Genomic DNA, 17,891 nt, shown 5'->3' on the forward strand with positions numbered 1-17,891 from the left:
TTACGGTTAAATATCAATTAAAAAACCTTCGTCGTCCAAGACTCGCAATTCCATGTGTCTGTAACGACGTCGCGGTAAAATTCCGGTTCGTGGGAAATCAGAAGAACGCTGCCTTTGTACGCTTTGAGTGCACGTTTCAGCTCATCCTTGGCATCCACATCCAGGTGGTTGGTCGGCTCATCGAGCACCAGCAGGTTCGATTCGCGGTTGATCAGCTTGCAGAGGCGAACCTTTGCCTTCTCTCCGCCGCTAAGCACGACAATTTTGCTCTCGATGTGCTTGGTCGTGAGTCCGCACTTGGCCAGCGCAGCCCTAACTTCGAACTGCGAGAAAGAAGGGAATTCCTTCCACACCTCTTCGATACAGGTATTGTTATTGGCATCTTTCGATTCCTGCTCGAAGTAGCCAATATTCAAGTTCTCTCCGAGCTGAACGGTGCCGGACAAAGCCTTGATCTCGCCTAGAATACTCCGCATTAGCGTTGTTTTACCGATCCCGTTCGCACCCACGAGCGCAATCTTCTGACCGCGTTCCATGCGGAGATTCAGCGGTCTTGATAATGGATCCTCATAACCGATGACGAGATCCTTAGCTTCGAAGATCAGCTTACCGGACGTTCTCGCCTCTTTGAAATTGAATTGCGGCTTTGGTTTTTCCTTCGCCAGCTCGATGACTTCCATCTTATCGAGCTTCTTTTGCCTGGACATCGCCATGTTCCGTGTCGCGACGCTCGCTTTATTACGGGCTACGAAGTCTTTCAAATCCGCAATTTCCTGCTGTTGGCGCTTATAGGCAGATTCAAGCTGTTGCTTTTTCATTTCGTAGACCTGCTGGAAATAGTCATAATCGCCGACATAGCGGTTTAACTCTTGATTTTCCATGTGGTAGATGAGATTAATGACGCTGTTCAGGAACGGAATGTCGTGGGAGATTAGAATGAATGCATTCTCATACTCTTGCAGGTAACGTTTCAACCATTCGATATGCTGCTCATCGAGATAGTTCGTCGGCTCGTCGAGGAGCAGGATGTCCGGCTTTTCGAGCAGCAGCTTCGCGAGTAATACCTTCGTTCGCTGTCCGCCGCTAAGATCGTTGACGTCCTTTTCCAGGCCAATATCAGTAAGTCCCAGTCCGCGGGCGGTCTCTTCAATCTTGGCATCGATCAAATAAAAATCTTGATTCGTCAGTGTATCCTGAATCGTTCCGACATCTTCAAGCATTTGCTCAAGTTCTTCCGGAGAGACCTCTCCCATTTTGGCGTACATGTCGTTCATCTCTTGTTCCATATCGAACAGGTATTTGAATGCTCCCTTCAGGACGTCGCGGATCGTCATCCCCTTGCTAAGCACCGCATGTTGATCGAGGTAGCCAACGCGCATGCGTTTGGACCATTCGATCTTGCCGTCATCCGGCTGGAGCTTGCCCGTAATGATGTTCATGAAAGTGGATTTGCCTTCGCCGTTCGCTCCGATGAGTCCGATATGCTCGCCTTTGAGCAAGCGGAAGGATACATCGTTGAAGATAGCGCGATCTCCAAAGCCGTGGCTAAGTCGTTCTACGTTTAATATGCTCATGATCGACACCTTTTCTATTAAACTTGATTCTCGTTATATTATAAGCGCTAAGGAGCGCACAACTCAATGCGGGAAACGATACAAAAATCTTGGAAGGGATACAAAAAAGAAGACCGACAAAGTCAGCCTTCCTTGTTATGTTCATATATTTAGTTAGCAATTTGACGCCACTCAGGGTACTCTTCCAGGTATCCGTACTGGCTTAGCTCCCTAAGAGCCTTTCGAATGCTATGCTCATCCTCACCCGATTCGCCTGCCAATTCCAGCAGGTCATGCATATGAATCTGCGGATTCTCTTTGCAAAAGATGAGCAGACCTTTTGCAGCCCATGAGAGCCGATCATCCTGAAAATCGCCGACCATCCGCCGGAATAATTTATGCGGCAAAATTTTCAGCTCTACAAGACTTTGCAACGCCTTCATCGTCTGCTTCTCATTCATTCGCCCAAGTTTGGCAATGTCCGACAGCTCAGGCAAACCTGATTCGGATGAGAAGCTTCTCAAAATAATGAACACCATTTGCGAGTAGATATCTAATCCGGGCTGACGAAATATATCATCAGAAAGTGTAAAATTACGCGTACCCGTGTTTGCTTGTTCGGTAGACATTCGATGTCCTCCTTCTCATCATGATTGGAGTTCACCCCTTTAAACCATTCCTTCAATTCTCTATATCATTCAAAAGTTTACCGGCATTCCGCCCGGCTTGACGAAAGATTTGGTCCAGACTGAAGTTGTTCTGGCTGATAGCAGCCGGTTCAACTATAGATTCATGGTCTCCCTGATCTTCGAAAGATCCTGTTAGATCAACAGCCGTTTCATCCAGATACGATCCGCTGTCATTAGCCATAGCATCCCTTTCGGATAAAGCCGTGATAGCGCGGTCCTGGAGAATATATCTGGTCAAAATATCCATGATGCCATGGCTAAACATCCCGTCTGCTTTCAATTGGTTCATATAATCGATAACCTCTGGCCGCGTGTCGGTAGGGATATAAAGGGTCACATCCTTGCCCGGACTTACCAAAACCGTCGATCTCCGTTTCTTCAATCCGACCCGCTCCCACCCTCGGATCCTCTCTCGGTTTCAACGCTTGCCGCCGTTTCGACCGCATGTTTCAAGGCATGCTCCAGCAAAAAGAAAGTGCCGCGGGCATTGCGGAACTGGCTGTATGCGGAGTTATCAAAACGAATCGGCAACCCCAACTCGGCATTTAATTTCTCGATCCAAGGTTGAAGGACGATCGCGCCGCCGCCGATAAACCAGAACTCATTGGCATAGCGGACATGCTTCCAAGAGTTACGGGCGTATTTCAGCACCTTCTCCGCCAAGATACGCATATGGCGGTTGACAAGGTTGGTCATATCAAAGGCAACCTTACCCTCTGCGTATATTTCGTATTCCTTGTTGATGAGCATAAGCGTCAGCTCCGCCGTGCTTCCGATTAGTTCCTCACCTTGAGCATTGACCTCATTCCGGATGCTTTCCAAGGCATCGTTTAGATAGATTTTGGCGCCTGTAGAATGCCGTTGATCCAGATCAAGCCCAGGTCTAAAAAAGGCGATATCCATATCCACACCGCCAACATCCGCTATACCAAAACCTTTGTGCGACAACTGTGTCTTTGAAGTGGCTTCCATGTCATAAACACCGGACACATCATCAATGCTGATTCCGGTTGGGAGCGCGAACTCCATTTCAACGGTCACACCTTTAAATAAAGGGGTCGTCACAAACGTGATGGAATGAACGCCCCCCGTTATTTTTTGTGCAAATTCTTCACTGAATTTGGTGATCTCTCGGATCGGCAGTCCCGTACCTAAGTTCACCGCAGCCTTAATACGATTCTTGCCGCGTTTAATAGCATCCTCATGTTTGGTGGTAATCGCATAAGCTGCTGCCGTCAGGAGGGTAACCATCGTCTCAGGTCGCTGAGCTTTCTTTTGTACCGCTTTATCGCCAACGATTTCATGAACGATACCTTCGTCACCGATCGCCAAGTTACCTACATAGACGTGACGGTATTGCTCCATATCAATCGCAGGCGATGTGATCAGAACATCCAGGAAATCCAAAGGATCTCCTTGTTCCATCAGTAAAAAACGTTCCCCAAACGGTTGTGCCACCACATTAGGAAAAATAAAACTGTTATTCAAGTCATCATAAATGCCTTTGATATGACTACTGCCGTTATCAATGGATAAATCAATGGTTGTGGTAAGAATATCGTGCTTGGCCATGTCTATTTCCTCTCCCAACCTATCTGAGTTAGTATACAAGGTTCGATGAGTGGTATGAATTTGGGAGGGTTATTAGAAGTTTTTAACATTATTGTTTAGAGGGAGGCAATAAAGTTTAACATTTAAAGTTTAAGGTTTGAAGCTTAACATTCACGTTTAAATCTTAAACTTTAAAGCTTAAAGTTTAAAGTTTAGTTCCAATCTGGGCATGTTTTTCTCCTACTGGAGAAACAAGGCTTCATCATTTAGAAGCTTGCAAAGCCGTTTTCAAACTCTCGGGTTGTATCGATAAGGACCTTCGAGAACCTGACTTTTTCACGATACCTTCCGCAGCGAACTCATTGATTAAATGCGTTACGGTTTCACGTATGCTTCCCAACATGCTGGCTAACTCTTCGTGCGTAAGTTTCACATTAAGATCCAGCCAAACCGCATCTCCCTTTCCACCCTCGGCTATAGGTGAACGTACTCCGAATTTTTGTGAAAGTTTGTATAATAAAAAAAGCAGGCGCTTTCTTACACTGCCATATGCCAAATGTTCAAGCATCTCTTGAACTTCCCTTAGGCGAGAGGATACAATTTCTATAAATTTTAAAGCCATCACCGGCCTTTCTCGAATCAAATCTTTAAACTGTTCATTGTCAATGGTGCAGATGACGGAGTCCTCCAGCGTTTCAGCGTATGTATTATCAGACCCTGTCGTGAAGGACCCGATTTCACCAAACAGATGGCCTGCGCCCAACACGTCAAGTGTAAGCTCTTTACCGTCTTCCGTTAGCTTATATAAACGAACCGTCCCCGATTTTACTAAATATAAGAGCTTTTGATCCATATGGGGGGACGCGATGACGCTCCCTTTTTTGATAATATTCATAGGGGTAACGGGTTCAAGCCGCTTTAATTCTTCCATGGTCATCCCTTGAAACAGATCAATTCTGGATAGATACTTGGCCTTATCCACATCGCTCACTCCTTTTTGCTGAATGTAGTCTGCACCACATATTATAAGGTTTCAACTCGCTATACTTCTATTTGTCATTTCAAAAAGAGGAGCGTGGACGACTTGAGCCTAACACTAGTCATTCTTAAATGGATTGTAATCTGTATGTTTGCTTTTTCTTCCGCAATCAAATTTTTGCGAACTAAATCGATGGTCCGGCATTGGAACGAATATCGGTACCCGATGTGGTTTATGCATGTGACGGCGATATTAGAGCTTATCGGCTCGTTCGGCATCTTGATATCATCATGGGTCCCCGCAACGTTAATCTACGCTGCAGCCCTGCTTGCCGTGCTTATGCTTGGCGCCATTCATGCCCATCTGGCTCGTGCCAAGCACAGTCCGTTCATGGCGATCAATGCATGCCTAATGCTTATATTATCGATTACGCTTATCGTAGCATAGGCACTGACGCAATATGCAAAAAAGGATGGTCCCCGTTGAATCCTGGAACCATCCTCTTAAGAGTTCGTTTAAAACGGGTTCAATACATGGAAGAAGACGTTCGGCGGCGCCATCCGGTTATAATAACTGCACCAGCCTACACCTTTGAGCTGTAGAAATGCGTCGGCCGCGCATATACCCGAAATAAGGTTCTCCGCTGATGGCGTAAGATCGTATCGAATTGCTGTTTTCCCGAATTTGAAAATCACTTGTCCCCTTTTTTTTGTAACTGCAAATATCTTTCCGCATAGGACTTTAGGGTCTCCAACGGGTTCCCGATGCTGCTGTTTGTTTCTTTTTCAATTTGTCTAGCTGCATCCACCATGGATAATTGGGCTACGGAAATCGTTGTATTCTTGTCGGTTTCCAACAGATTATGCATGTATCCGGATAAGACCTGGAGATACTCCTCTTTCAACCCCTGCATGATGAGTTCGAATGTACCCTCAATGACTTGCACTTCTACTTGCGGGGATTTTCCAAGTGCTCCGGCATGTTCTTCAAGGCGTTTCATCGTCCCTTCGACCGTGGCGGGATTCGTAAAAAGCAAGACCTGAGGCTCTTCTTGTTCGCATATGTAGGTAAAGAAGGGCTCATCGATTTTAATAATGGGAATATTTATGGAGAGCCGGTCTTCCTGGAGCAACGCGATGTAATTCGTACAAGTGATCAGGATAGCGTCTACATTGCATTGGGCGATCCATGCGATCTGCTCTTTCACCTTGCGCTGTGCTTCCTCTAAACTAAAACTCTCGTCAGAAGTGACTCTGCCCACCAAACCAGGATCGACAAAATGAAGCAGTTCAGCGTCATAGGCAGAAAATGCCTGTTCAATATAAGCAATATTTGAATAATGAGCATGTAAGCAACCGATTCGTTTTTTCATAAAACTTCTAACCTCCGATAGGTATGTTTTACTAGTTTACCTTGATATTTAATAATCGGGTCCTCGTAACCATGCCCGCACTTTCTAAAGTCCGTTTGGATGACTCGTTGTAATACCAGCATCCGCTGATCGGTGTTAACGCGTGGTCGTAACACCACGTTTTTAATTTAAGAATGATATTTCGCCCAATGCCTTGCCTTCTATGGACTTCATTCGTAAACATGCCTATACTCGCCACTCCCTCAAGCATGCTGCTTTTTTCAAAGACTCCGATTCCAAGTAAGACGGACCCTCGATAATAGGTGAAGAGTTCTCCGTTCTCAATCCTTCTTTCATACTGATCAAGAAAATCCCCGCATATTTGCTGTATGTGCAAGAGATCCTCCAAGCCGGCAGGGCTAAAACGATCTTCTTTACATGCGTCATCCTCCGGTATATGAACCCGACTGTCTTGAAAAAAGTACGCCTGCTTGGTAATGGTAAAGTCTTTATCTAAAGCTAAGCTTATGAACAGTTCATCACAAGTCGGAACGAAAAGAGCTTTCACTTCATGATCGGCAATTACCCGATCAAAAAGCTCTTGAGCATGCTTTTGATAGGATGGACGGATGAAAAATTGAGTCAGCAGCCGATTATTGTGAATCGCATAATAACCGACTTCTTCCTGCTCATCAAGAACCATATAAAACGTAGATGAGCGAATATGCTCTTCCAAAAAAGAATCAAAAGGCGAAGATAACGTACGGATATATGCTTGAATGTGATGCTGCACTTCATGAATAAGACATTCTTTGATCATCAACCGGACCACCCTCTCACGATATTCACATTCAACATAGCGCAAACCGGATATCATGATCAATGGAGAGTATGGCTATAGTTATTTTGGATCTACGATGGCAAGCGTGTTGCAAACTCATTCGGTATATTAAAACCGCAATTATATCTTTTTTACAAACTCCGATTTTAATTTCATAGCTCCAAATCCATCAATTTTGCAGTCAATATCATGATCTCCATCGATCAAACGAATATTTTATAAAACTTATTCGGGTCTTGTTCATCTGGAGTTTTCAATAACGCTATAATGCTTCATCTCTAAGATCGCATTAAAGAAGGGTTTAACCAAGGCGAAGAAAGGCTGAAACTCAGGTCCCGCTCTAAACCCTTTCATATGCCCCTCTACCGAATCCCACTCTATTCTGACGATAAAATGACCAGGTTCCTCGATGCCTTGTACGACTTCGTAAGACAAACAATGCGTAGAGCGTTTTAAATACGTCCCGGCCTCTTTATACGCTTGGATAAAATGCTCTACTGATTCTGATGCGATGTCATACCGAATGATTTCCACGACCATGGGATATCCTCCTTCATAATATCTTTCAAACCTTTCGATTCTCCAAAATTATACAGTTCCTAACCATGGCCAACAATATGGCACATTATTGTTCGTTAAACTTCACCTTGGCTGCCGACTATCCGTCAGAAGCCTCCAACGACCTCACTTGCAAGTCGAATTCTTTCATTCGCCGTTTGCCCCATTCGCACAAGAACACAAGAATCGGCTCAACGCCCTTGCCATACTCGGTAAGAGAATATTCGACTCTTCTAAGTCGTTCGTCATACACGGTCCTTTCAATCAAACCATCCCGCTCCAACTCCTTCAATTGAAGGGTCAATATTCGCTGTGTAATATGCGGTATCAGTGGCTATCACCACAAATTGAAAATGGGCATATATTGATGGTATCCAACTTCCAAATACAATAATTGAGTTTAACCAAAAGGGGATTGTATATGATGAAATCTAAATATGGAAGCTACTCCAAATGCCAAGAAGTACCTATTTTCCACCCGCCACAATATCAGCCTTAGCAGCCCGGAATTGAATCCATCATGATTCCAAGACCCATTTCCGAAAAGCCTACATATCTCGGATCCGGAAAGTTAATCGACAAAGTGGCGATTATCACTGGTGGAGACAGCGGAATAGGGAGAGCGGTATCGTATGCTTATGCCAAGGAAGGAGCAGACATCGTCATTGTTTATTACAATGAACATGGCGATGCCGAGGAGACGCGGAATAGAGTGCAGGAGCTGGGGCAACGGTGCTTGACGATCGCCGGGGATATCGGTGATGAAGAATTTTGCAGGCAGATCGTGGATCAAACAGTAAGCACATTCGGGCGAATCGATATTTTGGTCAATAATGCAGCCGTGCAATTTTATCAATCCAGCATCGAACACATTACGCGAGAACAACTTGAACTTACGTTTCGAACCAATATTTTTGCCATGTTTTATCTCACCAAAGCGGTTCTCCCCTACTTTAAACCAGGAAGTGCGATCATCAATACCAGTTCCGCTACTTCAACAAGAGGCTTTAAAGAATTAATTGATTATTCGGCAACCAAAGGTGCTATCAGCACGTTTACCCGTTCCTTGGCATTATCACTCATTGATCGTGAAATCCGTGTTAATGCTGTTGCCCCCGGAGCAACGTGGACTCCCCTTGTTCCGGCATCATTGCCGCCAGATTATTATATGTCTGCCGGTTATAATAATCCCATTAAACGGGGAGGCGAGCCTACGGAGCTTGCACCGGCTTACGTATACTTAGCTTCTGATGACTCCTCCTATGTGGTCGGGCAAGTTATACATGTAAACGGCGGTGAGTACTTCAGTCAATAAAACTCTATCGATGAGAGCGCCACAATTTGTTTTGGCGCAACGGAGGAAGAATCCTAATGAAAAATCATTCTTTAATAATTAATATAAACTCGCAACCAACCCGAAATGGTTATCGCAAGCACAAAAAGGCGTTAATCATACAAGGAGGATATCAGCCGCATAAACCAAAAGAAATTGCAGCGATTCTGGCGGAATTACTGCGTCAGGAAAACTTTGAGGTGGAAATTTCGGATACATTGGACATTTTGCTTGACCGGGAGAAATTAATGCGGACGGATTTGATCGTTCCCGATTGGACGCTGGGAACGATCACGCAAGAACAATTGCGTTCCTTCCTTGACGCTGTCAACAACGGAACCGGTGTGGCCGGGATGCATGGCGGTATGGGAGACGCGTTTCGCTGCGAAATCGAATACCAGCTCATGGTAGGGGGACAATTTGTCGCTCATCCCGGAGAAGCGGGAGTAACCTACCAGGTCCACATTTGCAATCGGGATCACCCAATAATGGCAGGAATTCGTGATTTTACCGTTACTTCCGAGCAATACTACATGCTTGTCGACCCGGCCAACGAAGTGCTTGCAACCACTTTATTCAAAGTGCATCCCCCGGAAGTTTGGAGAGAAGTGGTCATGCCCGTCGTATGGACAAAAAAATACGGAAGAGGCCGGGTTTTTTATTGTTCTTTAGGACACTCTTTGGACGTTGTCACCATGCCAGAAGTTCTGACAATGATGAAACGGGGAATGGTTTGGGCTGCCCGATGAATGATCCGATCCGACAAGATTTGGCAAACAAAAAAAGCTGGATACTCTGTAGCGGCCGTAAGGTACAGAAGCAGCTCGAAAGGAAGTGATCGAATGAGAATATTCATTGCGAATGACGGGTATACCCTGCGGAAAATCGCGAATCAACATCAGAAGATTCCAGTCACAGAGCTATTGGCGCTGAACCCGAACATCGAGGATCCTGATCAGAACATTGGCGGCAAACCGGTGAGGCTCCCCTCGTTAAACGCGGCTGGCATGAGCCGACTATATATTCCTCCCACTTGTCCGCCTACCCCTCCGACAGGATATCTGGATCAATGGATCCCGCTTACCCCCATAGAGGAGATGGAGAAAACCGATTATGACGTACTCATCATCGGTACCGGGGCGGGAGGCAGTGCGGTTCTTTGGAGGCTATGCGAACAATTGGTGGCGAGCGGCAAACGGATCGGCATCATTGAAGCGGGCGATCTTTTATTGCCCATGCATGCACAGAATCTCCCTACGATAAATGTGGAGCGTTACGTACAATTATTTACAAACCCTAAAATTTCGATACCGATTGGCAAGGGAATCCCGGACTTTCCGGCGGCAACGCTTCTTTATGCGCTTGGGGGGAGAACGTTGTTTTGGTCTGGCGTCTCTCCTCGCATGCACCCTTCTGTGCTGAGCAAGTGGCCGCTTTCATTGAAAGAGATGAATTATTACTACAATATTGCCGAAGAGGTGATGAATGTTAGTCGGGATTACACCAAGGGTTCTTCAATCACGGAAGTCCTCGTGAACCGGCTTAGGAGAGGCGGTTTTATTGAAGCAGCGGGTTTTCCGCTAGCGGTTGATCTCGCACAGACAAAATATGGACGAATCCATTCCAATGTATTTTTCAGCGCCATGGATTTATTTGCGTATTCATTAAACCGCAGGTCTTTTGATTTGGCTGTGAATGCCCGAGCAGTGAAGGTACTCCACGAAAATGGGAAAGCTGTCGGCGTAGAAGTGATGAACCCTGACAAGAAATCATTTTTTCTCAAATCCAGGAACGTGGTCTTTTCGGCAGGGGCTCTTGATACTCCGCAAATTCTTCTTCATTCAGGAATTCAAGGAAGAGCAATCGGTCATTATCTTACCAATCATTCTTTTCTTATGGCGCATGGAGTCCTGGACAGAGCGGATTTTTCCGAGCTTTTAGGGACGCTAGGCATTTTAATCCCTCAAACGAACGAGCAGCCCTTTCAAATTCAACTCTACGGACCTGGGGTCGACTTTTGGTACAGTTATGAAGAACCGCCTTTGCGAAAGGAATTGGAGGTTCGTTTTGAGGGTTTTGGGATCGTGGAATCGCGGTTTGAGAATCAAGTGTATTTGAATCCGAATATCCGGGATGAATACGGGGTGCCGAAAATACAAATCGATTTCTCCTATAGTGAAAAGGATAAAGAAATTATTGATCGGGTTGCGCAGGGGATCAAACAAGTTTCTGAAGTCATTAAAGCGCCTTTGATTACTAGGAACGGCCAGTATGATCTTTGTCTGATGCCTGCGGGACAAGATAATCACGTTTCAGGAACTTGCCGGATGAGTCTTGACAGCTACGATGGAGCGACGAACCCCTATGGCGAGGTGTTTGGCGTGACCGGTTTATTCGTGGCCGATAATAGCATGCTCCCTCCCATGGGTGCCTCTAATCCGACTTTATCGACAATAGCGCTTGCCATACGTACTGCAGATTACATTATGACGAAACTTTGAAACATGCTCGCATTGCATGACCAGATAACAGCTGCGGCCAGCAACCGTGTAAAGGCTAATATTTCGCCTTACCGGTTCTCCGCGCTATCTGAAAACGGCAAGTTTAAGGCCATCCTTTGCGGGATGGCCTTTCTGTAAAATACACTTTTGCAGATCTTAATATATAGAAATATCCGTTCCATAAAGGTGCAACCGAAGGCGTTTTGCAACGGACTGCGAAGAGTAATTATCCCATGATGTACTATATAAAGGAATTCTTTGAGACTGGCGTATAGCTTGGGCCCAGGAAGATGCTACACGAATGGCATATGCTTTTCCTCGATAGTCCTCCAATGTCTCCACCCCGGCCTCTGCAGCTTTATCGCTATTTCTTGCGCTAAAGCAGACAGATACCGCTATGTTGTTTTCCGTCACCATATAACATGGTTCTCGAAACTTTAGTTCCGATAATAGAGAGGAAAATCCGTGTTCCAAGAAAAATTTATTGTCCTCAGTGACCAAGGTAGCGTCCGTGTAATCCGTTACGATTTCATTAAATGCATAAGCAGGGCCAATCCAAAAGCCGCTAATTCCTTTATCCTTTTCTAACACGTTAATCACATTGGCCAGCTGCTCAGTCGGTTCGTCCCTATCCATTATTTGCAATATGTCACGGACTACCTTATTTGGAACATCGCTTCGGAATCTTATAACGCGGCCAGTATTGGTTTGCCCCCAAAAAAATCGAGGTGCTGGCTGGTTCACATGCTCATTAATTGTTATGATACGTCCAGCATGATCATGAACATATAGAACTTCTGCTTGAATTTTCATTAATTCTAAATGGTTGTACAAAAACATTACCTCCTCTTTTGTGAGTCATTCACCCTTTCCCAGTATTTAATAATCATCAAAAATCACTCGCCCTCTCCATAGGGCGTAGCACCGCCCCCGCTTACAGTAAAAACAAAGAAACCGTTTCTTAGTAAATTGGCGTGCGATCAGCCATTTACGAAAGAAACGGTTTTTGTACATTGGGCTCAAGGAAGCGGCGACGGTTCCAGCTAGTCCGGTATTCCATTACGGGATCCGCCATCAGTTCTGAACTCCTCGATTGTCTCGGGTCCGCCTTCTTTTCGCCTTAATTATAGACTACTTAATAACGACGTATTCCAAGTTAACCAGCTTGGCGTAAGTTACGATTTGGTCTGTCGTCAGGTTCAAGGAAACGACGGTATGATGGCCGCCGCCATTCTCGATCCAAGCTTTCACGCCATCCTGGAAGTTCGGCTTCACCGTCCACAGGACGCGAGCGACAGGAAGGTTAGGAGCCGGAACCGTCGGCTCGAATGCGGAAACCTCGTTGATCAGTAATTTATAATGAGTGCCGAAGTCCGCCATGGATACGACGACGCCTTCGCCAGCTTTGCCGTCGAATACGAGGCGCGCTGGATCTTCACGATCGCCGATTCCGAGCGGGGAAACAATGATTTTCGGCCTGTTGCTTGCCAAGGACGGATCTACCTCTAGCATATGGGATTGTAGGATGGCTTCCTGACCGGCTGCCATCTCGTAGGTGTAATCCTCCATGAAGCCCGTGTTTTGATTGCGGCTCATCACTTTCAGCAAGCGATCGAGCGCTGCCGTCTTCCAGTCGCCCTCACCGGCAAAGCCGTAGCCCTGCGCCATTAGACGTTGGACGGCAAGACCGGGAAGCTGTTTCATTCCATGCAAATCTTCGAAGTTCGTCGTGAAGGCATTATAACCTTTCTCGTCGAAGAAACGTTTGAGGGCGATTTCATAGCTTGCTTGGACTCTTACGCTTGCTTCCCAGGCTTCTTTGCTGTTCGTGCCGTAATCGAATTCGTAGAGCTCCGCATACTGGGCCATCAGATCATCGACTTCCTGCTCTTTAACAGCATTCACGTATTGCACGAGGTCGCCGATGCCGAAGTAGTCCACGGTCCATCCGAATTGAATTTGGGCCTCGACCTTGTCCCCTTCCGTTACGCCAACATTGCGCATGTTGTCGCCGAAACGAGCGACTTTGATATTGAAGCTTTCATTATAGGCAACCGCTACATCCATCCAATCCGCAATCTGCTGCTGCACTTCCGGACGTTCCCAGTAGCCTACGACGATTTTATTTTGTTTCTTCAGACGGGCATTGATGAAGCCGTATTCGCGATCGCCGTGAGCGGCTTGGTTCAGGTTCATGAAGTCCATGTCAATCGTTGCCCAAGGAATGCTTTCATTGAACTGGGTTGCCAAGTGAAGCAGAGGCTTCTGCAGTAATTTCGTACCGCGAATCCACATTTTGGCAGGCGAGAACGTATGCATCCATGTGATGACACCCGCCACTTCGTCGCGATAGTTGACCTCTTTCATGATGCTTGTAATTTTATCGGCGCTGACAGCCAGGTCCTGCAAGACAAGCGGATAAGGGAGCACACCGCTATTATTTAAGGCATCAGTCATCGTCTGCGCGTGAGCTTTCACTTCCGCCAGCGCTTCTTCCCCATACAGATGTTGCGAACCTACGACGAACCAAAACTGTTTAGCTGCTGTTGTTGACATCTTAATCATCCTCTTTTCTGTATTTTATATTGGCTAAGGCTATTACTTCTGCCCGTAGTAGGCATCTTTCCCGTGCTTCCGAAGATAGTGCTTATCCAGAATGCCTTGCGGGAGTTCTTTGGCAAAATTGTTCAATTGCCGCGCGTACAGATTCATTTTGCACACTTCCTCCAGCACGACGCTGTTCACGACCGCCGACTTCACGTCTTTCCCCCAAGTGAAAGGCGCATGTCCCTGGAGCAGGACGGCCGGGATCGCCATGACATCCAATCCGCGCTTCTCGAACGTTTCGATAATAACTTGACCCGTCTCCGCTTCGTATCCCCGGTCAACCTCCTCTTGGTTCAAGAAACGGGCGCAAGGCACGGCGCCATAGAAGGTATCCGCATGCGTCGTTCCCATGACGGGTACGTCCAGTCCCGCTTGCGCCCAGATAGTTGCCCAGGTCGAGTGGGTATGCACAATGCCGCCGATTTGCGGATAATGTTTGTACAACACGGCGTGAGTCGCGGTATCGGAGGAAGGTCTCAACTCTCCCTCGACCACCTTACCGTCAAGATCCACAACTACCATGTCGCTTGGTTTCATCTTTTCATAGCTGACTCCGCTCGGTTTGATCACGAACAGGCCGCTTTCCCGATCGATGGCGCTCGCATTGCCCCAAGTAAATTTTACGAGTCCGTGCTTCGGCAAATCCAGATTCGCTTGATATACCTCTTCTTTCAGTTGTTCTAACAACGTTAGTCCCTCCTGTTCTCTAGCAGATGGTCTACTGCGGCCTGTTCGATGGCTAACCCTGCTTGGTATCGTTTGATGAATGCTTGGAACCCTTTTACATCCGTTGCATCCGGAGCAATCTCCTGTCCTTCGACATCTTTAAAGACCTTCTGCTCGAGGAAGTTATCCAGGCTCTCTTCTTGATCCTTGTTGATCATATAAGAAGCCAGAAGCGCCATGCCCCATGCCCCGCCTTCGCCAGCCGTGGACATGACCGAGATCGGTACGTTCAGCGCGCCCGCTAAGATTTTTTGTCCGACGACAGGAGTCTTGAATAAGCCGCCATGTGCTAAAATGCTGTCAATGGCCACTTGTTCGTTTTCGGTCAAAATGTCCAATCCGAGCTTCAATGCTCCGAAAGCAGTGAATAAGTGCGTTCGCATAAAATTAGCCAGATTAAAGTTGCTTTCCGGCGAGCGAACGAACAACGGCCGACCTTTGTCGATTCCCGTAATATTCTCGCCCGAGAGATAACCGTAGCTAAGCAAACCTCCGCCATCCGGGTCGGCTTCCAATGCCTTATTCAACAGCACGCTGAACAATTTGCCGGAATCTACGCCGTATCCCATGGCTTCGGAGAATTCACGGAACAATCCCATCCAGGCGTTGAGATCGCTGGAGCAGTTGTTGGCATGCACCATGCCAACCGGACTGCCGTTCGGCGTCGTGACCATATCGATCTCCGGATAAACCTTGGATAATTCTTTCTCCAATACAATCATCGCAAAAACGGAAGTGCCTACGGAAATGTTACCCGTACGCTTTCTGACGCTATTCGTCGCAACCATGCCTGTGCCGGCATCGCCCTCTGGAGGACATAGCAGAATACCAGGCTGCAGATCCCCGGCCAGGTCCAGAATGCCGGCTCCCGTCTCCGTAAGTTCACCAGCTTGCTCGCCGGAGAGACATACTTTAGGAAGAAGATCCTCAAGCTTCCACGGATAGCCTTTGGCTGCGATAAGTTCATCGAATTGCTTAACCATCGATGGATGGTAATTACGGCTTGCTTCATCAATAGGGAAGATACCGGAAGCATCTCCGATGCCGATCGCTTTATTGCCGGTCAACAGCCAGTGAATATATCCAGCCAGCGTCGTTACGAAATCAATGCGAGGCACATGTTCCTCTTGATTTAATATCGCTTGGTACAAATGAGCGATACTCCAGCGCTCGGGGATATTAAATTGGAACAAGTCCGTTAATTCCCTAGCTGCCGCGCCAGTTGTTGCGTTGCGCCAAGTCCGAAACGGCACCAGCAGCTCACCCGTGCTGTCGAATGCCATATAACCGTGCATCATAGCGGAAAACCCAATCGAACCCACGGTCCGGAGGGTGACCCCGTAATTCCGTTCCACTTCCTGCTTCATTTCACGATAAGCGGTTTGGAGGCCTTTAATAATATCCTCCTGGTTGTACGTCCAATATCCGTCTTTCAACAGATTTTCCCACTCATAACTTCCCGATGCGATGGTCTCGAAACGACCATCGATCAACACCGCTTTGATCCGCGTAGATCCGAATTCGATACCTAGCGAAGTTTCACCCTTGGTTATCGCTTCTTTCAAGTCTACATGACTCATAATCACGTATCTCCTCTCTCTGTTCGTGGCTTAAACCCAAACGATTGCGAATCGTATAATAGCCTGATTCCGATCGAACCGGTCACTCGATGAGACAAACGGACGATTTCGATCGAAAGAAGGCGCTTTCTCTTACTGATAGCCTTAGTATATTTTCTGTACGTACATTTGTCAATATAGTCTAATAGTTATACTAACATAAGCTGCAATTCCACCCCTATTCGTCTCACCATAGTGTCTTCCTGAGGATAAGTATAGAACTTGTACCATTGAAATCATAAATAAATATGACTTCATTTGCATTCCATGCAATTTATGTTAGAATATGTACGTACAACTTATTGAACAACGATGAAAGAAGTGGATTTCATGAAGCCAAAGTACCAGATCATCATAGATGATATCAAAAGTTATATCCTCTCGGGGACGTACAAAGCAGGCGAGAAAATCCCTTCGGAATTCGCTTTGCAGGAGGACTACAACGTTAGCCGGCAGACGGTTAGAAAGGCTATTCTGGAGTTATCGAACGAGGGTTTCCTAAGAAGCGAGAAAGGATCCGGCACGTACGTCAGCACCCAATACCGGTCCAGAACGGGTGGGAAAGCCATGAATAAAACGATTGGCGTCATCACGACCTATATCTCGGATTACATCTTTCCCTCCATTATCCGCGGCATTGAAAGCCGATTAAATGAAGATAACTATTCCTTGCTGTTAGCCAGTACAAATAACGATATCTCCCAGGAAAAAAAGGCGTTAGAAATGATGCTGTCCTACGGTGTGGATGGACTGATTATAGAACCTACCAGAAGCAATGTATACAACCCCAATATCGCTTACTACCTGTCTTTTAAGGAGCAGGAGGTTCCGTTCACGATGATCAATGCCTATTATGAAGAGTTGGAGGTTCCTTTCTTCTGTCTGGATGACGTGCAGTCCAGCTATCTAGCAACTCGGGAGCTGATTGCTAAAGGACATACCCAGATCGGCATCATCGCGAAAATGGATGATTTGCAAGGGAAGTATAGAATGAAGGGATTTATCAAGGCTCTTGGGGAAGCCAAATTACGGTTCCAGCAAGAGCATGTGCTTTCTTTCGATACGGCGACGAAGTCGGACCTGTCCGCTAACTTGGAAGTGTATCTGAATGACAATCGGGATGACTTGACTGCGCTTGTGTGTTACAACGACGAGGTAGGCTTAGAAGTCGTACATGTCTGCAGAAAACTGGGTATCTCCATTCCAGACGAGCTATCCATCATTGGCCAGGACAATTCATATATCGCCAAAAACGCGAATATCAAACTAACGACGCTGACCCATCCCCAAGAACAAATGGGACGCGACGCAGCTGACTGGGTCATTAAGAATTTACAAGGCAAAAAAGACTTGCCCACCAACACCTACTACCAGCCCGTATTAATTGAGGGCGAAACCGTAAAAGCGATCGAAGTGGAATAGTCATGGCTCATAAAGTGCATCGATATCTTTTTTATGATTGGAATAGAAAAAATGATCTTCTCGTTTTTAGAGAAGATCATTTTTCTGCTGGCGGAAAGCTTATTCTGTAAGGCTTTATTGAAAAATTTCGCTAACGGCAAGTTTTCAGTCTGTCGAAATAA

At 46.4% G+C, this 17,891-nt stretch carries 19 protein-coding genes and 1 pseudogene; 5 read left to right on the forward strand and 15 right to left on the reverse strand.

Translation table 11 applies throughout. From position 1 onward, the window contains the following. Positions 1 to 17: 17 nt before the first annotated feature. From ICC18_RS18815 to ICC18_RS18835, 5 genes are all read right to left on the reverse strand, one after another. Complete coding sequence (locus tag ICC18_RS18815) at positions 18 to 1,574, reverse strand: ABC-F family ATP-binding cassette domain-containing protein (protein WP_188175970.1); 1,557 nt, start codon at positions 1,572 to 1,574, stop codon at positions 18 to 20. A 149-nt stretch (positions 1,575 to 1,723) separates the two neighbouring features. Continuing rightward, a complete protein-coding gene (locus ICC18_RS18820) occupies positions 1,724 to 2,182 on the reverse strand; it encodes a hypothetical protein (RefSeq protein WP_188175971.1) in 459 nt (152 codons plus the stop codon). 52 nt (positions 2,183 to 2,234) lie between these two features. Then, positions 2,235 to 2,624: a hypothetical protein gene (locus tag ICC18_RS18825; protein ID WP_188175972.1), complete on the reverse strand. Its 390-nt coding sequence runs from the start codon at positions 2,622 to 2,624 to the stop codon at positions 2,235 to 2,237. After that, the gene (locus ICC18_RS18830; RefSeq protein WP_188175973.1) at positions 2,621 to 3,814 is read right to left on the reverse strand and encodes a ParM/StbA family protein; all 1,194 of its coding nucleotides are present in this window, start codon (positions 3,812 to 3,814) and stop codon (positions 2,621 to 2,623) included. The genes ICC18_RS18825 and ICC18_RS18830 overlap by 4 nt, the downstream gene beginning before the upstream one ends. Positions 3,815 to 4,055: 241 nt before the next feature. Continuing rightward, a complete protein-coding gene (locus ICC18_RS18835; protein ID WP_188175974.1) occupies positions 4,056 to 4,775 on the reverse strand; it encodes a Crp/Fnr family transcriptional regulator in 720 nt (239 codons plus the stop codon). 93 nt (positions 4,776 to 4,868) lie between these two features. Here ICC18_RS18835 and ICC18_RS18840 point away from each other — a divergent pair, with 93 nt between their 5' ends. Further along, entirely contained in the window at positions 4,869 to 5,219 is a 351-nt protein-coding gene (locus ICC18_RS18840) for a DoxX family protein (protein WP_312029557.1), read from the forward strand. A gap of 68 nt (positions 5,220 to 5,287) precedes the next feature. On the opposite strand, the gene ICC18_RS18845 is transcribed toward ICC18_RS18840, so the two are convergent. The 6 genes and pseudogenes from ICC18_RS18845 to ICC18_RS18870 form a co-directional block, all read right to left on the reverse strand. Further along, positions 5,288 to 5,467 carry a hypothetical protein gene (locus tag ICC18_RS18845; protein WP_188175976.1) on the reverse strand — a complete coding sequence of 60 codons (180 nt, stop codon included), beginning with the start codon at positions 5,465 to 5,467 and terminating at the stop codon, positions 5,288 to 5,290. After that, positions 5,464 to 6,144: a hypothetical protein gene (locus ICC18_RS18850; RefSeq protein ID WP_188175977.1), complete on the reverse strand. Its 681-nt coding sequence runs from the start codon at positions 6,142 to 6,144 to the stop codon at positions 5,464 to 5,466. Before ICC18_RS18850 ends, ICC18_RS18845 begins: the two co-directional genes overlap by 4 nt. Before the next feature lie 31 nt (positions 6,145 to 6,175). Continuing rightward, on the reverse strand, positions 6,176 to 6,943 hold the full coding sequence (locus ICC18_RS18855; RefSeq protein WP_188175978.1) for a GNAT family N-acetyltransferase: 768 nt from the start codon (positions 6,941 to 6,943) through the stop codon (positions 6,176 to 6,178). A gap of 141 nt (positions 6,944 to 7,084) precedes the next feature. Further along, positions 7,085 to 7,180, reverse strand: a pseudogene (locus tag ICC18_RS18860) (PhnA domain-containing protein); the annotation flags it as partial. A gap of 24 nt (positions 7,181 to 7,204) precedes the next feature. After that, positions 7,205 to 7,504, reverse strand: coding sequence for a putative quinol monooxygenase (locus ICC18_RS18865; protein WP_188175979.1), 300 nt, complete (start codon positions 7,502 to 7,504; stop codon positions 7,205 to 7,207). Positions 7,505 to 7,622: 118 nt separating this feature from the next. After that, positions 7,623 to 7,853, reverse strand: a complete 231-nt coding sequence (locus ICC18_RS18870; RefSeq protein ID WP_188176063.1) for a winged helix-turn-helix transcriptional regulator — start codon at positions 7,851 to 7,853, stop codon at positions 7,623 to 7,625. Positions 7,854 to 8,042: 189 nt separating this feature from the next. Between ICC18_RS18870 and ICC18_RS18875 the strand changes: the two genes are divergently transcribed. From ICC18_RS18875 to ICC18_RS18885, 3 genes are all read left to right on the forward strand, one after another. Then, positions 8,043 to 8,837 (forward strand): SDR family oxidoreductase, encoded by a 795-nt coding sequence (locus ICC18_RS18875; RefSeq protein WP_312029558.1) that lies wholly within the window; start codon positions 8,043 to 8,045, stop codon positions 8,835 to 8,837. A 56-nt stretch (positions 8,838 to 8,893) separates the two neighbouring features. Beyond that, on the forward strand, positions 8,894 to 9,604 hold the full coding sequence (locus tag ICC18_RS18880) for a ThuA domain-containing protein (RefSeq protein ID WP_188175980.1): 711 nt from the start codon (positions 8,894 to 8,896) through the stop codon (positions 9,602 to 9,604). Between the two features lie 93 nt (positions 9,605 to 9,697). Beyond that, the gene (locus ICC18_RS18885) at positions 9,698 to 11,356 is read left to right on the forward strand and encodes a GMC oxidoreductase (protein WP_223192685.1); all 1,659 of its coding nucleotides are present in this window, start codon (positions 9,698 to 9,700) and stop codon (positions 11,354 to 11,356) included. 156 nt (positions 11,357 to 11,512) lie between these two features. On the opposite strand, the gene ICC18_RS18890 is transcribed toward ICC18_RS18885, so the two are convergent. The 4 genes from ICC18_RS18890 to ICC18_RS18905 form a co-directional block, all read right to left on the reverse strand. Continuing rightward, positions 11,513 to 12,190, reverse strand: a complete 678-nt coding sequence (locus tag ICC18_RS18890) for a GNAT family N-acetyltransferase (RefSeq protein WP_188175981.1) — start codon at positions 12,188 to 12,190, stop codon at positions 11,513 to 11,515. Positions 12,191 to 12,487: 297 nt separating this feature from the next. Beyond that, complete coding sequence (gene araA, locus ICC18_RS18895) at positions 12,488 to 13,912, reverse strand: L-arabinose isomerase (protein ID WP_188175982.1); 1,425 nt, start codon at positions 13,910 to 13,912, stop codon at positions 12,488 to 12,490. Positions 13,913 to 13,954: 42 nt separating this feature from the next. Continuing rightward, entirely contained in the window at positions 13,955 to 14,650 is a 696-nt protein-coding gene (locus tag ICC18_RS18900) for an L-ribulose-5-phosphate 4-epimerase (RefSeq protein ID WP_188175983.1), read from the reverse strand. Positions 14,651 to 14,652: 2 nt separating this feature from the next. Continuing rightward, the gene (locus tag ICC18_RS18905) at positions 14,653 to 16,269 is read right to left on the reverse strand and encodes a xylulokinase (RefSeq protein ID WP_188175984.1); all 1,617 of its coding nucleotides are present in this window, start codon (positions 16,267 to 16,269) and stop codon (positions 14,653 to 14,655) included. Between the two features lie 369 nt (positions 16,270 to 16,638). Between ICC18_RS18905 and ICC18_RS18910 the strand changes: the two genes are divergently transcribed. Further along, positions 16,639 to 17,730: a GntR family transcriptional regulator gene (locus ICC18_RS18910; RefSeq protein ID WP_188175985.1), complete on the forward strand. Its 1,092-nt coding sequence runs from the start codon at positions 16,639 to 16,641 to the stop codon at positions 17,728 to 17,730. Positions 17,731 to 17,891: the final 161 nt, after the last annotated feature.

The organism is Paenibacillus sedimenti (assembly GCF_014534655.1).
Taxonomy (GTDB): Bacteria; Bacillota; Bacilli; order Paenibacillales; family NBRC-103111; genus Paenibacillus_E; species Paenibacillus_E sedimenti.